Annotated in this window: 13 protein-coding genes; 9 read left to right on the top strand and 4 right to left on the bottom strand. The window is 70.2% G+C overall.

Annotation, left to right across the window (positions count from 1 at the left end):
• Positions 1-68 precede the first annotated feature (68 nt).
• Positions 69-2,087: an AsmA family protein gene (locus tag ABAZ39_RS19940; protein WP_040134515.1), complete on the top strand. Its 2,019-nt coding sequence runs from the start codon at positions 69-71 to the stop codon at positions 2,085-2,087.
• Between the two features lie 33 nt (positions 2,088-2,120).
• Positions 2,121-3,902: an SLC13 family permease gene (locus ABAZ39_RS19935; RefSeq protein WP_040134514.1), complete on the top strand. Its 1,782-nt coding sequence runs from the start codon at positions 2,121-2,123 to the stop codon at positions 3,900-3,902.
• Positions 3,903-3,943: 41 nt separating this feature from the next.
• On the opposite strand, the gene ABAZ39_RS19930 is transcribed toward ABAZ39_RS19935, so the two are convergent.
• Together ABAZ39_RS19930 and ABAZ39_RS19925 are read right to left on the bottom strand one after the other, a co-directional pair.
• A complete protein-coding gene (locus ABAZ39_RS19930; RefSeq protein WP_040134513.1) occupies positions 3,944-4,768 on the bottom strand; it encodes an aldo/keto reductase in 825 nt (274 codons plus the stop codon).
• Between the two features lie 40 nt (positions 4,769-4,808).
• On the bottom strand, positions 4,809-6,002 hold the full coding sequence (locus ABAZ39_RS19925; protein WP_040134512.1) for an MFS transporter: 1,194 nt from the start codon (positions 6,000-6,002) through the stop codon (positions 4,809-4,811).
• 129 nt (positions 6,003-6,131) lie between these two features.
• Here ABAZ39_RS19925 and ABAZ39_RS19920 point away from each other — a divergent pair, with 129 nt between their 5' ends.
• The 6 genes from ABAZ39_RS19920 (at position 6,132) to ABAZ39_RS19895 (ending at position 11,509) form a co-directional block, all read left to right on the top strand.
• Complete coding sequence (locus ABAZ39_RS19920) at positions 6,132-7,031, top strand: LysR substrate-binding domain-containing protein (protein ID WP_040134511.1); 900 nt, start codon at positions 6,132-6,134, stop codon at positions 7,029-7,031.
• A 57-nt stretch (positions 7,032-7,088) separates the two neighbouring features.
• Positions 7,089-7,553 carry a MarR family winged helix-turn-helix transcriptional regulator gene (locus ABAZ39_RS19915; protein ID WP_040134510.1) on the top strand — a complete coding sequence of 155 codons (465 nt, stop codon included), beginning with the start codon at positions 7,089-7,091 and terminating at the stop codon, positions 7,551-7,553.
• A gap of 90 nt (positions 7,554-7,643) precedes the next feature.
• A complete protein-coding gene (locus ABAZ39_RS19910) occupies positions 7,644-8,549 on the top strand; it encodes an efflux RND transporter periplasmic adaptor subunit (protein WP_040134509.1) in 906 nt (301 codons plus the stop codon).
• Positions 8,546-10,618, top strand: a complete 2,073-nt coding sequence (locus tag ABAZ39_RS19905) for an FUSC family protein (RefSeq protein WP_051658286.1) — start codon at positions 8,546-8,548, stop codon at positions 10,616-10,618. The genes ABAZ39_RS19910 and ABAZ39_RS19905 overlap by 4 nt, the downstream gene beginning before the upstream one ends.
• Positions 10,615-10,821, top strand: a complete 207-nt coding sequence (locus ABAZ39_RS19900) for a DUF1656 domain-containing protein (protein ID WP_040134508.1) — start codon at positions 10,615-10,617, stop codon at positions 10,819-10,821. Before ABAZ39_RS19905 ends, ABAZ39_RS19900 begins: the two co-directional genes overlap by 4 nt.
• Positions 10,822-11,275: 454 nt before the next feature.
• Positions 11,276-11,509: a hypothetical protein gene (locus ABAZ39_RS19895; protein WP_014198240.1), complete on the top strand. Its 234-nt coding sequence runs from the start codon at positions 11,276-11,278 to the stop codon at positions 11,507-11,509.
• On the opposite strand, the gene ABAZ39_RS19890 is transcribed toward ABAZ39_RS19895, so the two are convergent.
• Positions 11,500-12,264 carry a glycosyltransferase family 2 protein gene (locus ABAZ39_RS19890; protein ID WP_040134507.1) on the bottom strand — a complete coding sequence of 255 codons (765 nt, stop codon included), beginning with the start codon at positions 12,262-12,264 and terminating at the stop codon, positions 11,500-11,502. The two genes, ABAZ39_RS19895 and ABAZ39_RS19890, sit on opposite strands and share 10 nt — an antisense overlap.
• 397 nt (positions 12,265-12,661) lie before the next feature.
• Between ABAZ39_RS19890 and ABAZ39_RS19885 the strand changes: the two genes are divergently transcribed.
• Positions 12,662-13,723 carry a hypothetical protein gene (locus ABAZ39_RS19885; RefSeq protein WP_144243599.1) on the top strand — a complete coding sequence of 354 codons (1,062 nt, stop codon included), beginning with the start codon at positions 12,662-12,664 and terminating at the stop codon, positions 13,721-13,723.
• Position 13,724: 1 nt separating this feature from the next.
• Here ABAZ39_RS19885 and ABAZ39_RS19880 read toward each other — a convergent pair whose 3' ends face one another.
• Positions 13,725-13,970 (bottom strand): hypothetical protein, encoded by a 246-nt coding sequence (locus ABAZ39_RS19880; RefSeq protein WP_040134505.1) that lies wholly within the window; start codon positions 13,968-13,970, stop codon positions 13,725-13,727.
• Positions 13,971-14,036: the final 66 nt, after the last annotated feature.

The raw sequence follows: 14,036 nt of genomic DNA, 5'->3' as shown, positions 1-14,036 counted from the left end.
ACACCGCCGGGTATTTGCCCGTTATTCAGCCACAGGGTGCGGTATGGGCAGACAAGGGGGCGCGGCGGATGGCCGTGGTGAAATGGATCGGCTACGGCCTTTTGGGGCTGGTGGTGACCGTGACGGCGGGCGTCGGCATCGCTCTGGCCGTTTTCGACTGGAACGACGCCCGCGGCTTCATCGCCCGGCAGGCGTCCAAGGCGCTGAACCGCGAGGTCGCCATCGACGGCGATCTCAACGTCCGTTTGGGGGACCCGCTGCGCATCCGCGTCGAAGGGCTGCGGGTCGCCAACGCGGAGTGGAGCGACGACAAGACGATGGCGGAACTGCGGGTGCTGGACCTTCAGCTTCGCCCCTGGCCGCTGTTGCGCGGCGACTTCGAGTTTCCGGAGATCCGCCTCACCGGTCCCAAGCTGCTTCTGGAGAAGAACCGGGAGGGCGCCGCCAACTGGAATTTCGGCGGGCCGGACCCGCGCAAGGAGGCGGCGAAGGAGACGGTCAAGCCGGAAGACCGGACCGATCTGCCGATCATCGAGACGCTGGTGGTCGAGGAGGGGCGCCTGCGCTTCCGCGATCCGACCCGCAAGATCGACATCGACAGCGGCGTCAACACCGCGGTCGGTGGCAACGGCGACCAGGAGGTCCGGCTGGAGGGCAAGGGCGACTTCGCCGGAAAGCCCTTCACCCTGACGGCGGCCGGCGGCTCGCTGGAGTATCTGCGCGACGATCCGAAGCCCTATCCCTTGCGGGTCGAGACCGCCATCGGCAAGACCCGCGGCAAGATCGAGGGCTCCATCGCCGAACCGGTGCTGCTTGAGGGCGTCGACCTGTCGGTGGAATTGCGCGGCGACGATCTGGCCGACGTCTTCCCGATCCTGGGCATTCCCGTGCCGACGACGCGGCCCTACGCCATCTCCGGCCATCTTGGGCGCGAGGGCGACGTCTGGCGCTTCGAGGGGATGAACGGCAAGGTCGGGGAAAGCGACCTGTCCGGTCAGGTGGCGGTGGATCTGGGCGGCGAACGCCCGCGGATCACCGGCGACCTGACCTCGCGCAAGCTGGCGGCGATCGATCTGGCGGGCTTCATCGGCGCCTCGCCGGAAGGCCGGGGCGACTACCCGACCAAGGGGCGGGAGCGGATCATCCCGGCCACCGAGGTTCCGCTGGAGAAGCTGCGCACCGCCGACATGGACGTGAAGTTCCGCGGCGAGCATGTGGAGGCGCCCTTCTCAACGCTGGACGCGCTCGACGCGCGGGCGAAGCTGGAGAACGGGCGGCTGGTGCTCGACCCGCTGTCGCTCGGCGTCGGCGGCGGGCGGGTCGCCGGGACGGCGGTGCTCGACGGCGGGCGCAAGACTCCGGCGCTGGACGTGAACCTGGACGTTCGGCAGATCAAGCTGGCCCGGCTGTTCCGCGAGACGGCCTTCGCGCAGGAGATGGGCGGCACGGCCAGCGGGCGCATTCAGCTCAAGGGGCAGGGCACCACGGTCGCCAACATCCTGGGGTCCTCCGACGGCAAGCTGGGCGTCGCGGTGGACGGCGGCCGGATCACCAGCTACGCGGTCAAGGGGCTGAAGACCAACATCCTGGAAACGCTGGGCGTTGTCCTGTCCGGCGACAAGCCCTTGCCTTTCAACTGCCTGGTCGCCGACGTGACGGTGAAGGACGGGCTGGTGGAAAGCCGCGCTCTGGTGCTCGACACGCCGGAAACGCTGGTGACGGCGGACGGCACGATCAACCTGCGCAGCGAGGCGATGGACATGACCGTGCTGGGGCGTGCCAAGAGCCCCCAGATCTTCGCCACCCATGTCCCGGTCCATGTCCGCGGCACGCTGGGCGCGCCGGACATCGGGGTGAACGCGACGGAGTCGGCGGCGCGCGGCGCCGCGGCGGTGGCGCTCGGCGTCCTGCTGACGCCGCTGGCCAGCGTCCTGCCTTTTCTTGACCCAGGCAGTAACGAGCAGCCACACTGCGGCGAACTCGTCCGGAACGCCCGGTCCCCGTCGAACTCCAGCACCGGTTCCAGCGGCACCGGCAAGGGGCGCGACGCGGCTCCCTCGGGCTCCCCGTCCGGCAAATCGCAGTAACGACGCACCAACAATTCCCCAAAAAAGGGCTGCATGACGCTCGACCAGGGACTCGCCTTCGGCATCATCGGCGCGGTGATCGCGCTGCTGATCTGGGACAAGCTGCGCTACGATCTCGTCGCCATGCTGGCGCTGCTGGCGGCAGTGGCCGTCGGGATCGTCAAGCCAAAGGACGCCTTCAGCGGCTTTTCCGACGACATCGTCATCATCGTCGGCTCGGCGCTGGTGGTCAGCGCGGCGGTCGGCCGCTCCGGCATCGTCGAGGAGGTGATGCGCCCCCTCAGCGCCCGCATGAAGACCGTGCCGGCGCAGATCATCGTGCTGACCGGGGCGGTGACGCTGCTGTCGGCGGTGGTCAAGAACATCGGGGCGCTCGCCATCTTCATGCCCATCGCCATGCAGGTGGCGCGGCGCAACGGGACGAAGGTGTCGTCTCTGCTGATGCCGATGGCCTTCGGCTCGCTTCTCGGCGGGCTGATGACGCTGGTCGGCACCTCCCCCAACATCATCGTCAGCCGCCTGCGCAACGAGATGGTCGGCGAACCCTTCGGCATGTTCGATTTCACGCCGGTCGGGCTGACCGTTGCGGTGGCAGGGGTGGCCTTCCTGACGGTCGGCTACCGCCTTCTGCCCACCGGCCGGCAGGCGGCGTCGGGCAACGCCGGGGGCTTCTCCATCGACGACTACACGGCGGAGGCGCTGCTGCCGGAGAAGTCGCCCTTCGTCGGCAAGACGGTGGCCGACCTGGAGGCCTACGGCGAGGGCGACGTGACGGTCGCGGCGATCATCCGCGGGCGGCACCGCCGCCACATCCCGTCCGGCCACTGGGTGCTGCTCGCGGGCGACGTGCTGGTGCTGGAGGCCGACACCCAGGCGCTGGGCGACCTCGTGAAGCACGCCGGCCTGGAGCTGATGCACGAGAAGGAGCTGGAGGGGGTGGAGAGCGACGAGGATCTGGCGGTTCTCGAAGCGGTGGTGGAGCCGCGCTCCCCCCTGATCGGCAGCAACGTGGAGGATGTCGAGCTGCGGGAGCGCTACGGCGCCAACCTGCTGGCGCTCAGCCGGCGCGGCCGGCCGATCCGCCAGAGGCTGCGCCGCGTCCGCTTCCAGCCGGGCGATCTGGTCGTGCTTCAGGCGCGGGCGGCGGGGTTGTCGGACACGCTGAACGAACTCGGCTGTCTGCCCCTGGCGGAGCGCAATCTGTCCATCGGGCGGCGGCGCAAGCGGCGGATCGCGCTGGCCGTGATGGCGGTGACCATCGGGCTGGTGGCGACCAGCCTCGTCCCGGTGACGCTGGCCTTCTTCGGCGCCGCGGTCGCCATGACGGCGCTGCGCGTGGTGACGCTGAAGGAGGCCTACGAATCGATCGAATGGCCGATTCTGGTGCTGCTGGGCGCCCTGATCCCCGTCAGCGAGGCGTTGCGCACCACCGGCGGGACGGAGCTGATCGCCGGCTGGCTGTCCATCGCCGCGCAGGGGCTGCCGCCCATCGGCGCGTTGGCGATGATGCTGGTGGCGGCGATGGCGGTGACGCCCTTCCTGAACAACGCGGCCACCGTGCTGGTGATGGCCCCCATCGCGGCCAGCCTCGCCAACCATCTGGGCTTGCGGCCCGACGCCTTCCTGATGGCGGTGGCGGTGGGGGCGGGCTGCGATTTCCTCACCCCCATCGGGCACCAGTGCAACACGCTGGTCATGGGGCCGGGCGGCTACCGCTTCAGCGACTACGCGCGCCTTGGCCTGCCGCTGTCGCTGATCGTCATCGTGCTGGGCACGACGGCGATCGCGCTGTTCTGGCCCCTGATGCCGCATTAAGACGCCTTCTCCCGTCCTGGGAGAGGGAAGGGAATGCTCCCTCAGTCCCAGGCGGGCGCCAGACCGTCCGGGCTGACGATCCGCCCGTCGGGGCGGGCGAGGCCATGAATGGCCGCCATGTCCGCCTCCGACAGCTCGAAGTCGAAGACGGCGAGATTCTCGGCGGCGCGCTTTTCGCCGACCGTCTTCGACAGGGCGATCACCCCCTCCTGCTGCACCAGCCAGCGCAGGACCACCTGGGCGGGGCTCCTGCCCAGGCGGGCGGCGATGTCGGTCAGCACGGGGTCCTTGAAGACCTTGCCGTCGGCCATGGCGTAATAGGCGGTGATCGACTGGCCGTGGCGGCGCGCCGCTTCCAGCATCACCGACTGGTCGAGATAGGGATGGTACTCGATCTGGTTGGTCACGATGGGCGCCGTGCTGAGGCGCACGGACTCGTCCAGCAGCGCTCGGTTGAAGTTGCTGACGCCGATGTGGCGGGTCTTGCCGGCGGCCTGGACGGCGTTCAGCGACTCGATCTGCTCGGCGAGCGGAACGGCCTCGTTCGGCCAGTGGAGCAGCAGCAGGTCCACGTAGTCGGTCCGCAGCTTCGCCAGGCTCTCGTCCACCGAGCGGCGGAAGTCGTCGGCCTTGTAGTTGCTCACCCAGACCTTGGTGGTCAGGAAGACCTCGCCGCGCGGCAGGCTCGCCGCCTTGATGGCCTCGCCGACCTCGCTCTCGTTGCCATAGATCTGGGCGGTGTCGATGTGGCGGAAGCCGAGCTTCAGGGCCTCCGGCACCATGCGCAGCACGTCGGGGCCGCTCATGCGGAAGGTGCCGAAGCCGAGGGCGGGGATGGAGGCGCCATTGGCGGTCACGTTGTGCATTGGTCTCGATCCTCTCGAACGTGGATTTTTTATCAATGTATCACGCAGGCTGGGCGACGGCCTCGCCGCGGCGCCCGTCCTTGCGGTCGAGCGCGCCGCTGAGCAGGGTCAGCGCCAGCCCACCCAGCACGAACAGCCCACCCACCCACGGTGTTGCCGCGAGGCCGAGCGCGCTGTCCACCACCCGCCCGCCGAAGAAGGCGCCGGCAGCAATGCCCAGGTTGAAGGCGGCGATGTTCAGGGCCGAGGCGACGTCCACCGCGCCCGGCGCGTGGCGCTGCGCCAACTGCACGACGTAGAGCTGAAGCCCCGGCACGTTGGCGAAGGCCAGCGCGCCCATGCCGGCCAGGGTGACCAGCGCCGGAACCGGGCTGGAGGCGGTGAAGGTGAAGACGATCAGCACGACCGCCTGAAGGGCGAACAGCCACGCCAGCGCGCGGACCGGGTTGCGGTTGGCGAGCTTGCCGCCCACCATGTTGCCGACCGCGATGGCCGCCCCGTAGAGCACCAGGACGAGGCTGACCGTGCCGCTGGAGAAGCCGGTGATCGTCTCCAGGATCGGCGCCAGATAGGTGAAGGCGACGAAGGTCCCGCCATAGCCCAACGCCGTGATGGCGAAGGCCAGCAGCAGGCGCGGCTTGGCCAGCACGCGGACCTGCGTGGCCAGCCCGGCGGCGGGCGGCTGGCTGAGCTTCGCCGGGACCAGCGCCGCGACGCCCAGCGCGCCGATCACGCCCAGCGCGGAGACCGCCAGGAAGGTGGCGCGCCAGCCGAAATGCTGGCCGATCCAGGTGCCCATCGGCACGCCGGTGACGATGGCGATGGTCAGGCCGGAGAACATCATGGCGATGGCCGAGGCCCGCTTGTCCTCCGGCACGAGGTCGGCGGCGATGGTCGCGCCGACCGAGAAGAAGACGCCGTGGGCGAAGGCGCTGAGCACGCGGGCGGCCAGCAGAGTCTCGTAGTTGGGGCTGACCCCGGCCAGCAGGTTGCCGGCGATGAAGAGGCCCATCAGCCCGAGCAGCAGCGGCTTGCGCCGCAGCCGGCCGGTCAGCGCGGTCAGGACCGGGGCGCCGACGGTGACCCCCAGGGCGTAGACGCTGACCACCATGCCGGCCATCGGCAGGCTGACGTTCAGGTCGGTGGCGACGGTCGGCAGCAGGCCGACGACGACGAACTCGGTCGTTCCGATGGCGTAGGCGCTGATCGCCAGCGCCAGCAGTGCGAGTGGCATGACTGAAGGCTCCATCCATGCGAGCTGTGCAGGACGCATCAGATGAGCCAAAAATCCGGGATGCGGAATGCCGTCCGTTTTCGCATGATCGTGTCATTCAATGACAAGATTGACGGAAGGGCACCTTTGATGAGCGACAGCCGCGCCTGGGACATGAGGGTCTTCCTGCGCGTCGCGGCGCTGGGCAGCTTCAGCGCCGCCGGGCGGGAGGTTGGCATGACCCCGTCCTCCACCGCCAAGCTGGTGACCCGGCTGGAAGAGCGGCTCGGCGTGCGGCTGGTCGAACGCTCCACCCGCCGGCTGCGCCTGACCGCGGAGGGCGAGCTGTACCGCGAGCGGGCCGAGAGCCTGCTGGGCGACCTCGACGCCATGGAGGCGGAGGTGGCGGGCGGCGCACGCTCGCCCACCGGCCTGATCCGCATCAGCGTGTCGGTGCCCTTCGGGCGGCATTGCCTGCTGCCGCTGCTGCCCGATTTCACGCGGGTCTATCCCGGCATCCGGCTGGACCTGACCCTGACCGACGAGGTGGTGGACCTCTACGCGGCGCGGACCGACGTGGCCTTCCGCGCCGGGCGGCTGTCCGACTCGGCCCTGCTGGCGGTGCGGCTGGGCGATGTGCGGCGGCGCATCGTGGCGTCGCCGGACTATCTGGAGCGCAAGGGCCGGCCGGAGAGCGCCGCCGACCTGGAGCGTCACGACTGCCTGGGCTTCAACTTCCGCCGCGCCGCCGCGGTCTGGCCGCTGAAGTCCGGCGGGCGGCTGGTCGACCGCGAGATCGACACGCGCATCGTCGCCAACAACGGCGAGACGGTGCGCCACATGGCCCTGCTCGGCCTCGGTCTGGCCCGGCTGGCCGAATACCACATCCGCCCCGACCTTGCCGACGGGCGGCTGGTCAGCGTGCTCGACGACGTTCTGGTCGACCGCGAGGAGATCCACGCCGTCTACACCGGGCGGGAGCGGGTGCCGCACCGGGTGCGCGCCTTCCTCGACCATATGACGCCGCGGATGCGCGCATGCCTGCAATGACCGAGCGGCGGGGTGGGGCGTCTTGCTGAAAATAGATAGCAAAGCTATTAAATAGGCATGCAATCGAATGGCCCGTCCACCCCCGCCCCGGACTTTCCGTCCAACTTCGGCATCCACCTGTTCCGCGCCGCCCATCTGTGGCGGCGGGAAGCGAACAAGGTGCTGGCGGAGAGCGGCTTCTCCTCCTCCGTCATCTCGCCGCTGATGCTTCTCAACGAACTCGGCGACGGGATGCGCCAGCGCGAGCTGGCCGAGGAGATGGGGGTGGAGGGGCCATCGTTGGTCCGCCTGCTCGACAGCCTGGAGGCTGCGAAGCTGGTCGAGCGCCGGGAGGCCCCGGACGACCGGCGGGCCAAGACGCTGCACCTGACGGACCAGGGCCGCAACCTGCTGGCCCGCGTGAACGCCGCGCTGAACGACGTGCGCCGCCGCCTGCTCCAGGGCGCCTCCGGCCCGGAGATCGCCGGCGCGGTGCGGGTCATGGCGGCGATCGAGACGAACGCCCGAGCCATGAAGGGCTGACGGCGGTTCTACACAGCAGCGCGTCCCGCAGCGGCGGGATACGGAACGATCGCTCCCGGCCGCGCCGGTGGAGCGCAAGGACGAATCACGGTGAAACTCTTCTCCCTCCTCATTCGGATCACGGTCACGCTGGTCGTCACGCTCGGCGCCGTCGGCGGCGGCTGGTGGTTGTGGGACTACTACATGAACCAGCCCTGGACCCGCGACGGGCGGGTGCGGGCCGACGTGGTGCAGGTGTCCTCCGACGTCGCCGGTCTGGTGACCGAGGTGCGGGTCATCGACAACCAGGCGGTCCGCAAGGGCGACGTCCTGTTCGTCGTCGACCCCAGCCGCTACCGCCTCGCCGTCGACCAGGCCGAGGCCAATCTGGAAAGCGCGCGCGCCGAGCTGTCCTTCCGCAAGGCCGAGGCCGACCGCTACGCGCAGCTCGGCAACAACGTCGTCTCCACCGCCCAGCGGCAGGAGGTCGCCTCCGCCCAGGCCAAGGCCGCCGCCGCAGCCCGCCAGATGGAGGCGGCGCTCGACCTCGCCCGCTTCAACCTGGAGCGGACGGAGGTGCGGGCGACGGTGGACGGCTTCGTCACCAACCTCCAGCTCAAGGCCGGCAACTATGTAACGGCGGGCCAGCCGGTGGTCGCGGTGATCGACCGCCATTCCTTCTACGTCGTCGGCTATTTCGAGGAGACCAAGCTGCCGCGCATCCGCGTCGGCGACCCGGTCCGCGTCACCATCATGGGCGAGCCGGAGCGGCTGACCGGCCGGGTGGACAGCGTGACCCACGCCATCGTCGACCGCGACCGCACCGAAGGCACCGGCCTGCTGCCCAACGTCAACCCGACCTTCAACTGGGTCCGTCTGGCCCAGCGCATCCCCGTGCGCGTCGCGCTGGAGCAGATCCCCGACCCCCGCGACCTCGTCGCCGGGCGCACCGTGACCGTCGAGGTGGTGCGCGAGACGGAGCAGGGGGCGCCCGCCAAGCGGGTGGCCGGGCAATGAAGACCTCCGCCCTGAAACTGGTCTCGCTGAACGAGGCGCTGTTCTCGGTCAAGGCCTTCGCGGCGGCCATGGCGGCGCTCTACATCGCTTTCTCCATGGGGCTGCCACGGCCCTTCTGGGCGATGGCGACCGCCTACATCGTCTCCGGCCCGCTGTCGGGCGCCGTGCGGTCGAAGGCGGTCTTCCGCGTCGCCGGAACGGTGCTGGGCTGCGCCGGGGCCATCGCCCTGGTGCCGGCTTTGGCCGATTCGCCAGAGCTGCTGACCCTGGCACTGGGGCTGTGGGTGGCGGTCTGCCTGTTCATCTCGCTGCTCGACCGCACGCCGCGCAGCTATCTCTTCATGCTGGCCGGCTACACCATCGGCTTGATCGGCTTTCCAGCGGTGACCGACCCGTCGACCATCTTCGACACCGGTCTGGCCCGCGTCGAGGAGATCCTGATCGGCATCCTCTGCGCCACCGTGGTGCACAGCGTGGTCTTCCCGCAGAGCGTCGGCCCGGCTCTGCTCGGCCGGCTGGACGCCACGCTGCGCGACGCGGAGCGCTGGACGCGCGAAGCCCTGTCTCGTGAGCGTGCGCCGGAGGGCGCGGCCAACGCGCAGGAGCGCCAGAAGCTGGCCCGCGACATCACCGAACTGCGCGTCATGGCGACCCATCTGCCCTACGACACGTCGGAGGTGCGCTGGATGACGCGGGCGGTGCGGGCGATGCAGGACCGCATGGCCTATCTGCTGCCGCTGACCGCGGGCATCGAGGACCGGCTGGACGCCCTGCGCGGCCAGTTGCCCGCCGAGGTCTCCGCCCTGCTGGCCGATCTCGACCGCTGGGTGGGTGGTGATGATGAGGAGGGCGGCGCCGAGCGCCTGCGCGCCGAGATCGCCCGGCTGTCCCCGGCCATCGGCGCGGACACCGGCTGGAAGGAGGCGACGCTTCTCAACCTGCTGACCCGGCTGCGCTCGCTGGTGGACATCCATCAGGACTGCCGCGACCTGCGGGCGCACATCCGCGAGGGCAAGAGCAGCCTGCCGGAGCGTCTCGACCCGCTGACCCGCCGCCGCTCGCGCGACGTCTTCCATCTCGACGCCGGCATGGCCCTGTGGTCGGGCTTCGCGGCGCTGCTCGGGATCGCGGTGGTCTGCGCCTTCTGGATCGCCACCGGCTGGTCGTCGGGATCGGCGGCGGCGATGATGACGGCGGTCTTCTGCTGTTTCTTCGCCTCGCTGGACGATCCCGCGCCGGGCATCCGCCTGTTCCTGGTCTTCACCCTGCTGTCGGTGCCGCTGGCCGCTTTCTACCTGCTGGTCGTGCTGCCGTCCTTCGACAGCTTCCCCATGCTGGTGCTGGGCCTCGCCCCGACCTTCCTGCTGTTGGGCGTCTTCGTGGCGCGGCCGGCGACCATGGGCAAGGCGATGGCCCTGCTGATGGGGGTGGTCGGCTCGCTCAGCCTGCTCGACCTCGGGACGGGGGATTTCGCGTCCTTCCTGAACAGCAACGTGGCGCAGGTGGTGGGCATCGCCACGGCGCTGCTGGTCACCCAGCTCTGCCGCTCGGTCGGCGCGGCCTGGAGCGCCCGGCGCCTGCTCCGCGCCGGCTGGAGCGAGATCGCGGCGATGACCGCCGCCCGCTCCGGCATTCCGGTGGGCAGCTTCGAGAACCGGATGCTCGACCGGGTGGGGCTGCTCTCCTCCCGTCTGGCGCTGGCCGGTCCGCAGCAGGATCTGGCGGCGGCGGACGCGGTGAACGACCTCCGGGTCGGTCTGAACGTGGCGGAGCTGCAGCGCGCCCGCCGCGCGCTGGGCGGCCCGGCGGCGCCCCATGTGGCGCGGCTGCTGGGCGCGGTGGGGCAGCATTTCCGCGGCCTGTCGAGCCGCCGCCTCGGCACGCCCCCGGCGGAGGTCCTGCCGATGATGGACGCCGCCCTGTCCAACCTGTCGGCCGAGCCGCGGTCGGCGGAGCGCGACCGGGCGGTGATCGCGCTGGCCGGGCTGCGCCGCGCGCTGTTCCCGCACCTGACCTTCGCCGCACCTGAATCCTCCAGCGAATCGCTCCGCGAATCGGTGACCGCATGATCGGCGAAATCGACATCTACGGGCTGTTCATTCCCCCGCTGCTCATCCTGGCGATCGCGGCCTGGTTCGTCTCGGGCCTGCTGCGGCGCGGCCTGCGGGCGGTGGGGTTCTACGGCTGGGTCTGGCACCCGCCGCTGTTCGATCTCGCGCTCTACGTGCTGGTGCTGAGCGCGCTGGCGGCGCTGACCGCATGGTTGCGGTAAGCGGCTGTGCCGGAAGAGGAAAGGCGGGTCGGGGCGCTTATTGTTATGGACTTCCCTCCGACGCCCCGAACCACCTATACCCATCCAAACCGTAAGGTTTAGAGACGTATCGGTTACCGCTGATATAACAGTTTGTCAAGCGATGGGGCGGTTGAGAATCGGGAAGATTTTATCCGGCTCTTAATAACCCTCTCCCCTCTGGGGAGAGGGTGGCCCGTAGGGCCTCTCGCGCTGGCCAGAGGCCAGCGCTGACGGCGGTAGGCGGATGCCTCTGGCATCCGCTGAGAGCCGGTGAGGGGGATGCGCGTGTCGCGACGTTCGGCAAAAGCGCAACCCCCTCACCCCAACCCTCTCCCCGGAGGGAGGGGGGATATCGGCGCTTCCGCGCGACAACGGATGGACCGCGCCGCCTCCGCCTTGCCGGTGGGGCGGCCTATGCGGTACCATTTCGGCCATGGTTGAAACGCGACGCACCGGTGACCGCTCCAACGAACCGATCCGCTCCGAGGTTGGGGGCGGGCGCGTCGCGTCGCCCGGCACGGTCGGCGTCCGCAACCGGGCGGAGCAGGTCGGCGGCGGGCGCCAGCGCATTCCCAGCGTCCGCGAACTGGCCAGCCTTCTGGTCAACGGCATCCTGACGCTGCCGCGCAATTACCGCCGCGGCATGTATCTCGACGTTCAGGTCTGACCCACCCCGCCCCCCGTGTAAGCCGCGATGTCCGGTCCGAACAGGCGCTCCAGCAGCAGGGGCGGCAATTCGTATTGCGGCAGGCACAGGCTGGTGCTGCGGGCGTGCAGAGTGTGCAGGCAAAGCCCCTCGGCGTCCGGAAAAGCGGCGACGCGGAAGCGCTCCCGCGCCGCCTTCATGAAGGGAGCGTCCTCGCAGGCGTTGACCGGCGGGAAGCGCACCGCCTCCCACACTGACCGCCGGTAGGCGTAGGAAAAGCCGTAGCCCAGCACATTGTCGTCGGACGGCGGTGTCTCCGGCGCCTCCACATAGGACCGCGCCGTGCGGCCCCAGCGGTGATGCGAGCCGCCCCGCGCCGTGTCCCAATAGCCGAAGGTCCCGTGCACCGCGCTGTGCAGGAACCAGCCGGACAGCGTCACCGCATCGTGCCCCGCCTCCAGCCAGCCGAGCATCCGCTCCACATAGTGGGGAGCGTAGAAGTCATCGTCGTCGAAATGGACGATGACCTCGCCGCGCGCGTGCTCGGCCAGGATGTTGCGCTTCTCCCCGATGGCGTAGCGGCGCGGCGCATAGAAATACTTCAGCCGCGGCCCGGCGAGCGGCTGGAGATAGGCGGACGGGCGCGGGCTGTCGTCGAACACCAGCCACTCGACGTCGGGGACGGTCTGCGACAGCACGCGGGCGTGGCACAGCGGCAGGAAGGCTTCCCGTCCCCAGCTTGGCGTGATGATGCTGACGAGCGGCCGGTCGGCCATGGTCTCTCCTTCGCAACAGGCGGTGCCCCCAACCGCTGCGCCGCATGGACTCCGGCCCGGCGGCGCGTGTAGACAGGCGGCATGGTGACACTTCGGGATGCCCTGGCCGCCGCGGTCGGCCACCATCAGGCGGGCCGGCTGGATGCGGCCCGGCCCCTCTATCATAGCATCCTGCGCAGCCAGCCGGGCCATCCCGACGCGCTTCACCTGCTGGGCGTCCTGGAAAGCCAGAGCGGCTGGCCGGGCGCGGCCTTGCCGCTGCTGCGCCGCGCCGTGGCCCTGCTGCCCGGCGACGCGGATTTCCTCGGCAATCTGGCGCGGACCCTGCGCGCGGCGGGGCAGCCCGACGCGGCTGGACCGCCCGCTGTCGCACGCCCGGCGCCTCGACCCGGAGTTGGTGGACCGCGCGGGGCATGCCCTGACCCACGCCTTGGCCGCCGATCCGCGGCATGGGGCGGCGGCGGACGCGTTGATCGGGACGGCGCTTTCGCTCGTCCAGGCCGGGCAGGCGCCGCCTTGGCTGTTGGACCGCGCCGCCCGCACCGCCCTCACGGTCCTGCGCCGCAACCCGCGCGACACGCGGGCGGCGGCCGTGGTCGCCTACCGCTTCTACCGGCAGGGACGGACGGACCTCGCCAGCCGCTTCATGCGGCGCTTTGCCCGGAGATTCACCGCGGCGGAGGTGGCGGCGGATTTCGAGCTGCGCCTGTGGTCGATGGTGCGGGCGGGGCGGCGGGCGCTGGATGGGCTTTCCGACGCCGACACTTTGCTCGTCGCTTTCCCCCCGCTGGAACTGCTGGCCGAACCGCCCGCGGGGAGCGGGCCGCTGCTGGCGGTGTCCTGCGACGACGGCTACTACCGGCGCTTCGCCACCGGCCTGCTCGATTCGGTGGAGCTGGCGGGCGGCGGTGTGGCGGTCCATGTCCATGTCGTGAACCCTTCACCGGAAACCCTGGCCGACCTCGCCCGGCGGCGGGAGCGCTTGCGTCTAAGCTGCAGCCGGGAACGGGTGGACTTCACGGGCTGGGACGATCATCGGCGGACCACCTACTACGCCTGCGTCCGTTTCCTGCGCTGGCACCAGTTGATGACGCTCTGGGGGCGGCCCCTGCTGCATCTCGACGCCGACTGCACGCTGGCCGGGGGGCTTGATGCGCTGGCGGCGCTGCTGGACGGAGCCGACGTCGGGCTGCTGCGCGACGCCCGTTGGCGCGGCCCGACGCGGGAAATCATCGTCTGCTTCGCGGCGTTCCAGCCGACTCCGCGGGGGCGTGCCTTCCTCGCCTCGACCGCGGCCTACATCGGGGCCTTTCTGCGGGAGGGGCGCGGATTCTGGATGCTGGATCAGGCCGCACCCTTCGCGGTGCTCGACGCGCTGGAGCGGCGGGGGGAGGGGCCGGGGGTGCGCTGGTTCGACGTTCTGGATTTCCCCTGGGTCCGCTTCATCGGGGAGAAGTGACTCAGGAGGGGAGCCGGGCGCAGCGTCCATCCGGGCAGTCGCGGCAGCATTGCCCGCAGATGTCGTCCAGGTCCACGGCGATGCCGTGCCGCTTGAGAAGCCCCTGGGCATAGGCGGTGTAGAGGCGCGCCAGCGCCCGCCGGTTGGTGGCGACCGTCTTGGCGGCCAGCGTCTCCGGCGCCAGCGTCGTGGCGATGGCTTGCTCCACGTCCTCGATGGCTGTGCGGACAGCCGAAAGGTTCAGCATCCAGGACCCCCTGGGCGTCGCGACCCTTGATGAATCTGATATACAACATGTGACGAAAAATTAGTG

Source organism: Azospirillum argentinense, from assembly GCF_000632475.1.
In the GTDB taxonomy this organism is placed as follows: Bacteria; Pseudomonadota; Alphaproteobacteria; order Azospirillales; family Azospirillaceae; genus Azospirillum; species Azospirillum baldaniorum.
Note: the sequence above shows the minus strand (reverse complement) of the source record. Positions and strands in the feature narration are given on the sequence as shown.

Excerpts from the sequence above, each read along its gene's own strand:
- ABAZ39_RS19895 (WP_014198240.1), top strand. The coding sequence starts at position 11,276 with ATGGTTGAAACGCGACGCACCGGTGACCGCTCCAACGAACCGATCCGC.
- ABAZ39_RS19890 (WP_040134507.1), bottom strand. The coding sequence starts at position 12,264 with ATGGCCGACCGGCCGCTCGTCAGCATCATCACGCCAAGCTGGGGACGG.
- ABAZ39_RS19935 (WP_040134514.1), top strand. The coding sequence starts at position 2,121 with ATGACGCTCGACCAGGGACTCGCCTTCGGCATCATCGGCGCGGTGATC.
- ABAZ39_RS19920 (WP_040134511.1), top strand. The coding sequence starts at position 6,132 with ATGAGCGACAGCCGCGCCTGGGACATGAGGGTCTTCCTGCGCGTCGCG.
- ABAZ39_RS19915 (WP_040134510.1), top strand. The coding sequence starts at position 7,089 with ATGCAATCGAATGGCCCGTCCACCCCCGCCCCGGACTTTCCGTCCAAC.
- ABAZ39_RS19880 (WP_040134505.1), bottom strand. The coding sequence starts at position 13,970 with ATGCTGAACCTTTCGGCTGTCCGCACAGCCATCGAGGACGTGGAGCAA.
- ABAZ39_RS19940 (WP_040134515.1), top strand. The coding sequence starts at position 69 with ATGGCCGTGGTGAAATGGATCGGCTACGGCCTTTTGGGGCTGGTGGTG.
- ABAZ39_RS19905 (WP_051658286.1), top strand. The coding sequence starts at position 8,546 with ATGAAGACCTCCGCCCTGAAACTGGTCTCGCTGAACGAGGCGCTGTTC.
- ABAZ39_RS19925 (WP_040134512.1), bottom strand. The coding sequence starts at position 6,002 with ATGCCACTCGCACTGCTGGCGCTGGCGATCAGCGCCTACGCCATCGGA.
- ABAZ39_RS19900 (WP_040134508.1), top strand. The coding sequence starts at position 10,615 with ATGATCGGCGAAATCGACATCTACGGGCTGTTCATTCCCCCGCTGCTC.
- ABAZ39_RS19930 (WP_040134513.1), bottom strand. The coding sequence starts at position 4,768 with ATGCACAACGTGACCGCCAATGGCGCCTCCATCCCCGCCCTCGGCTTC.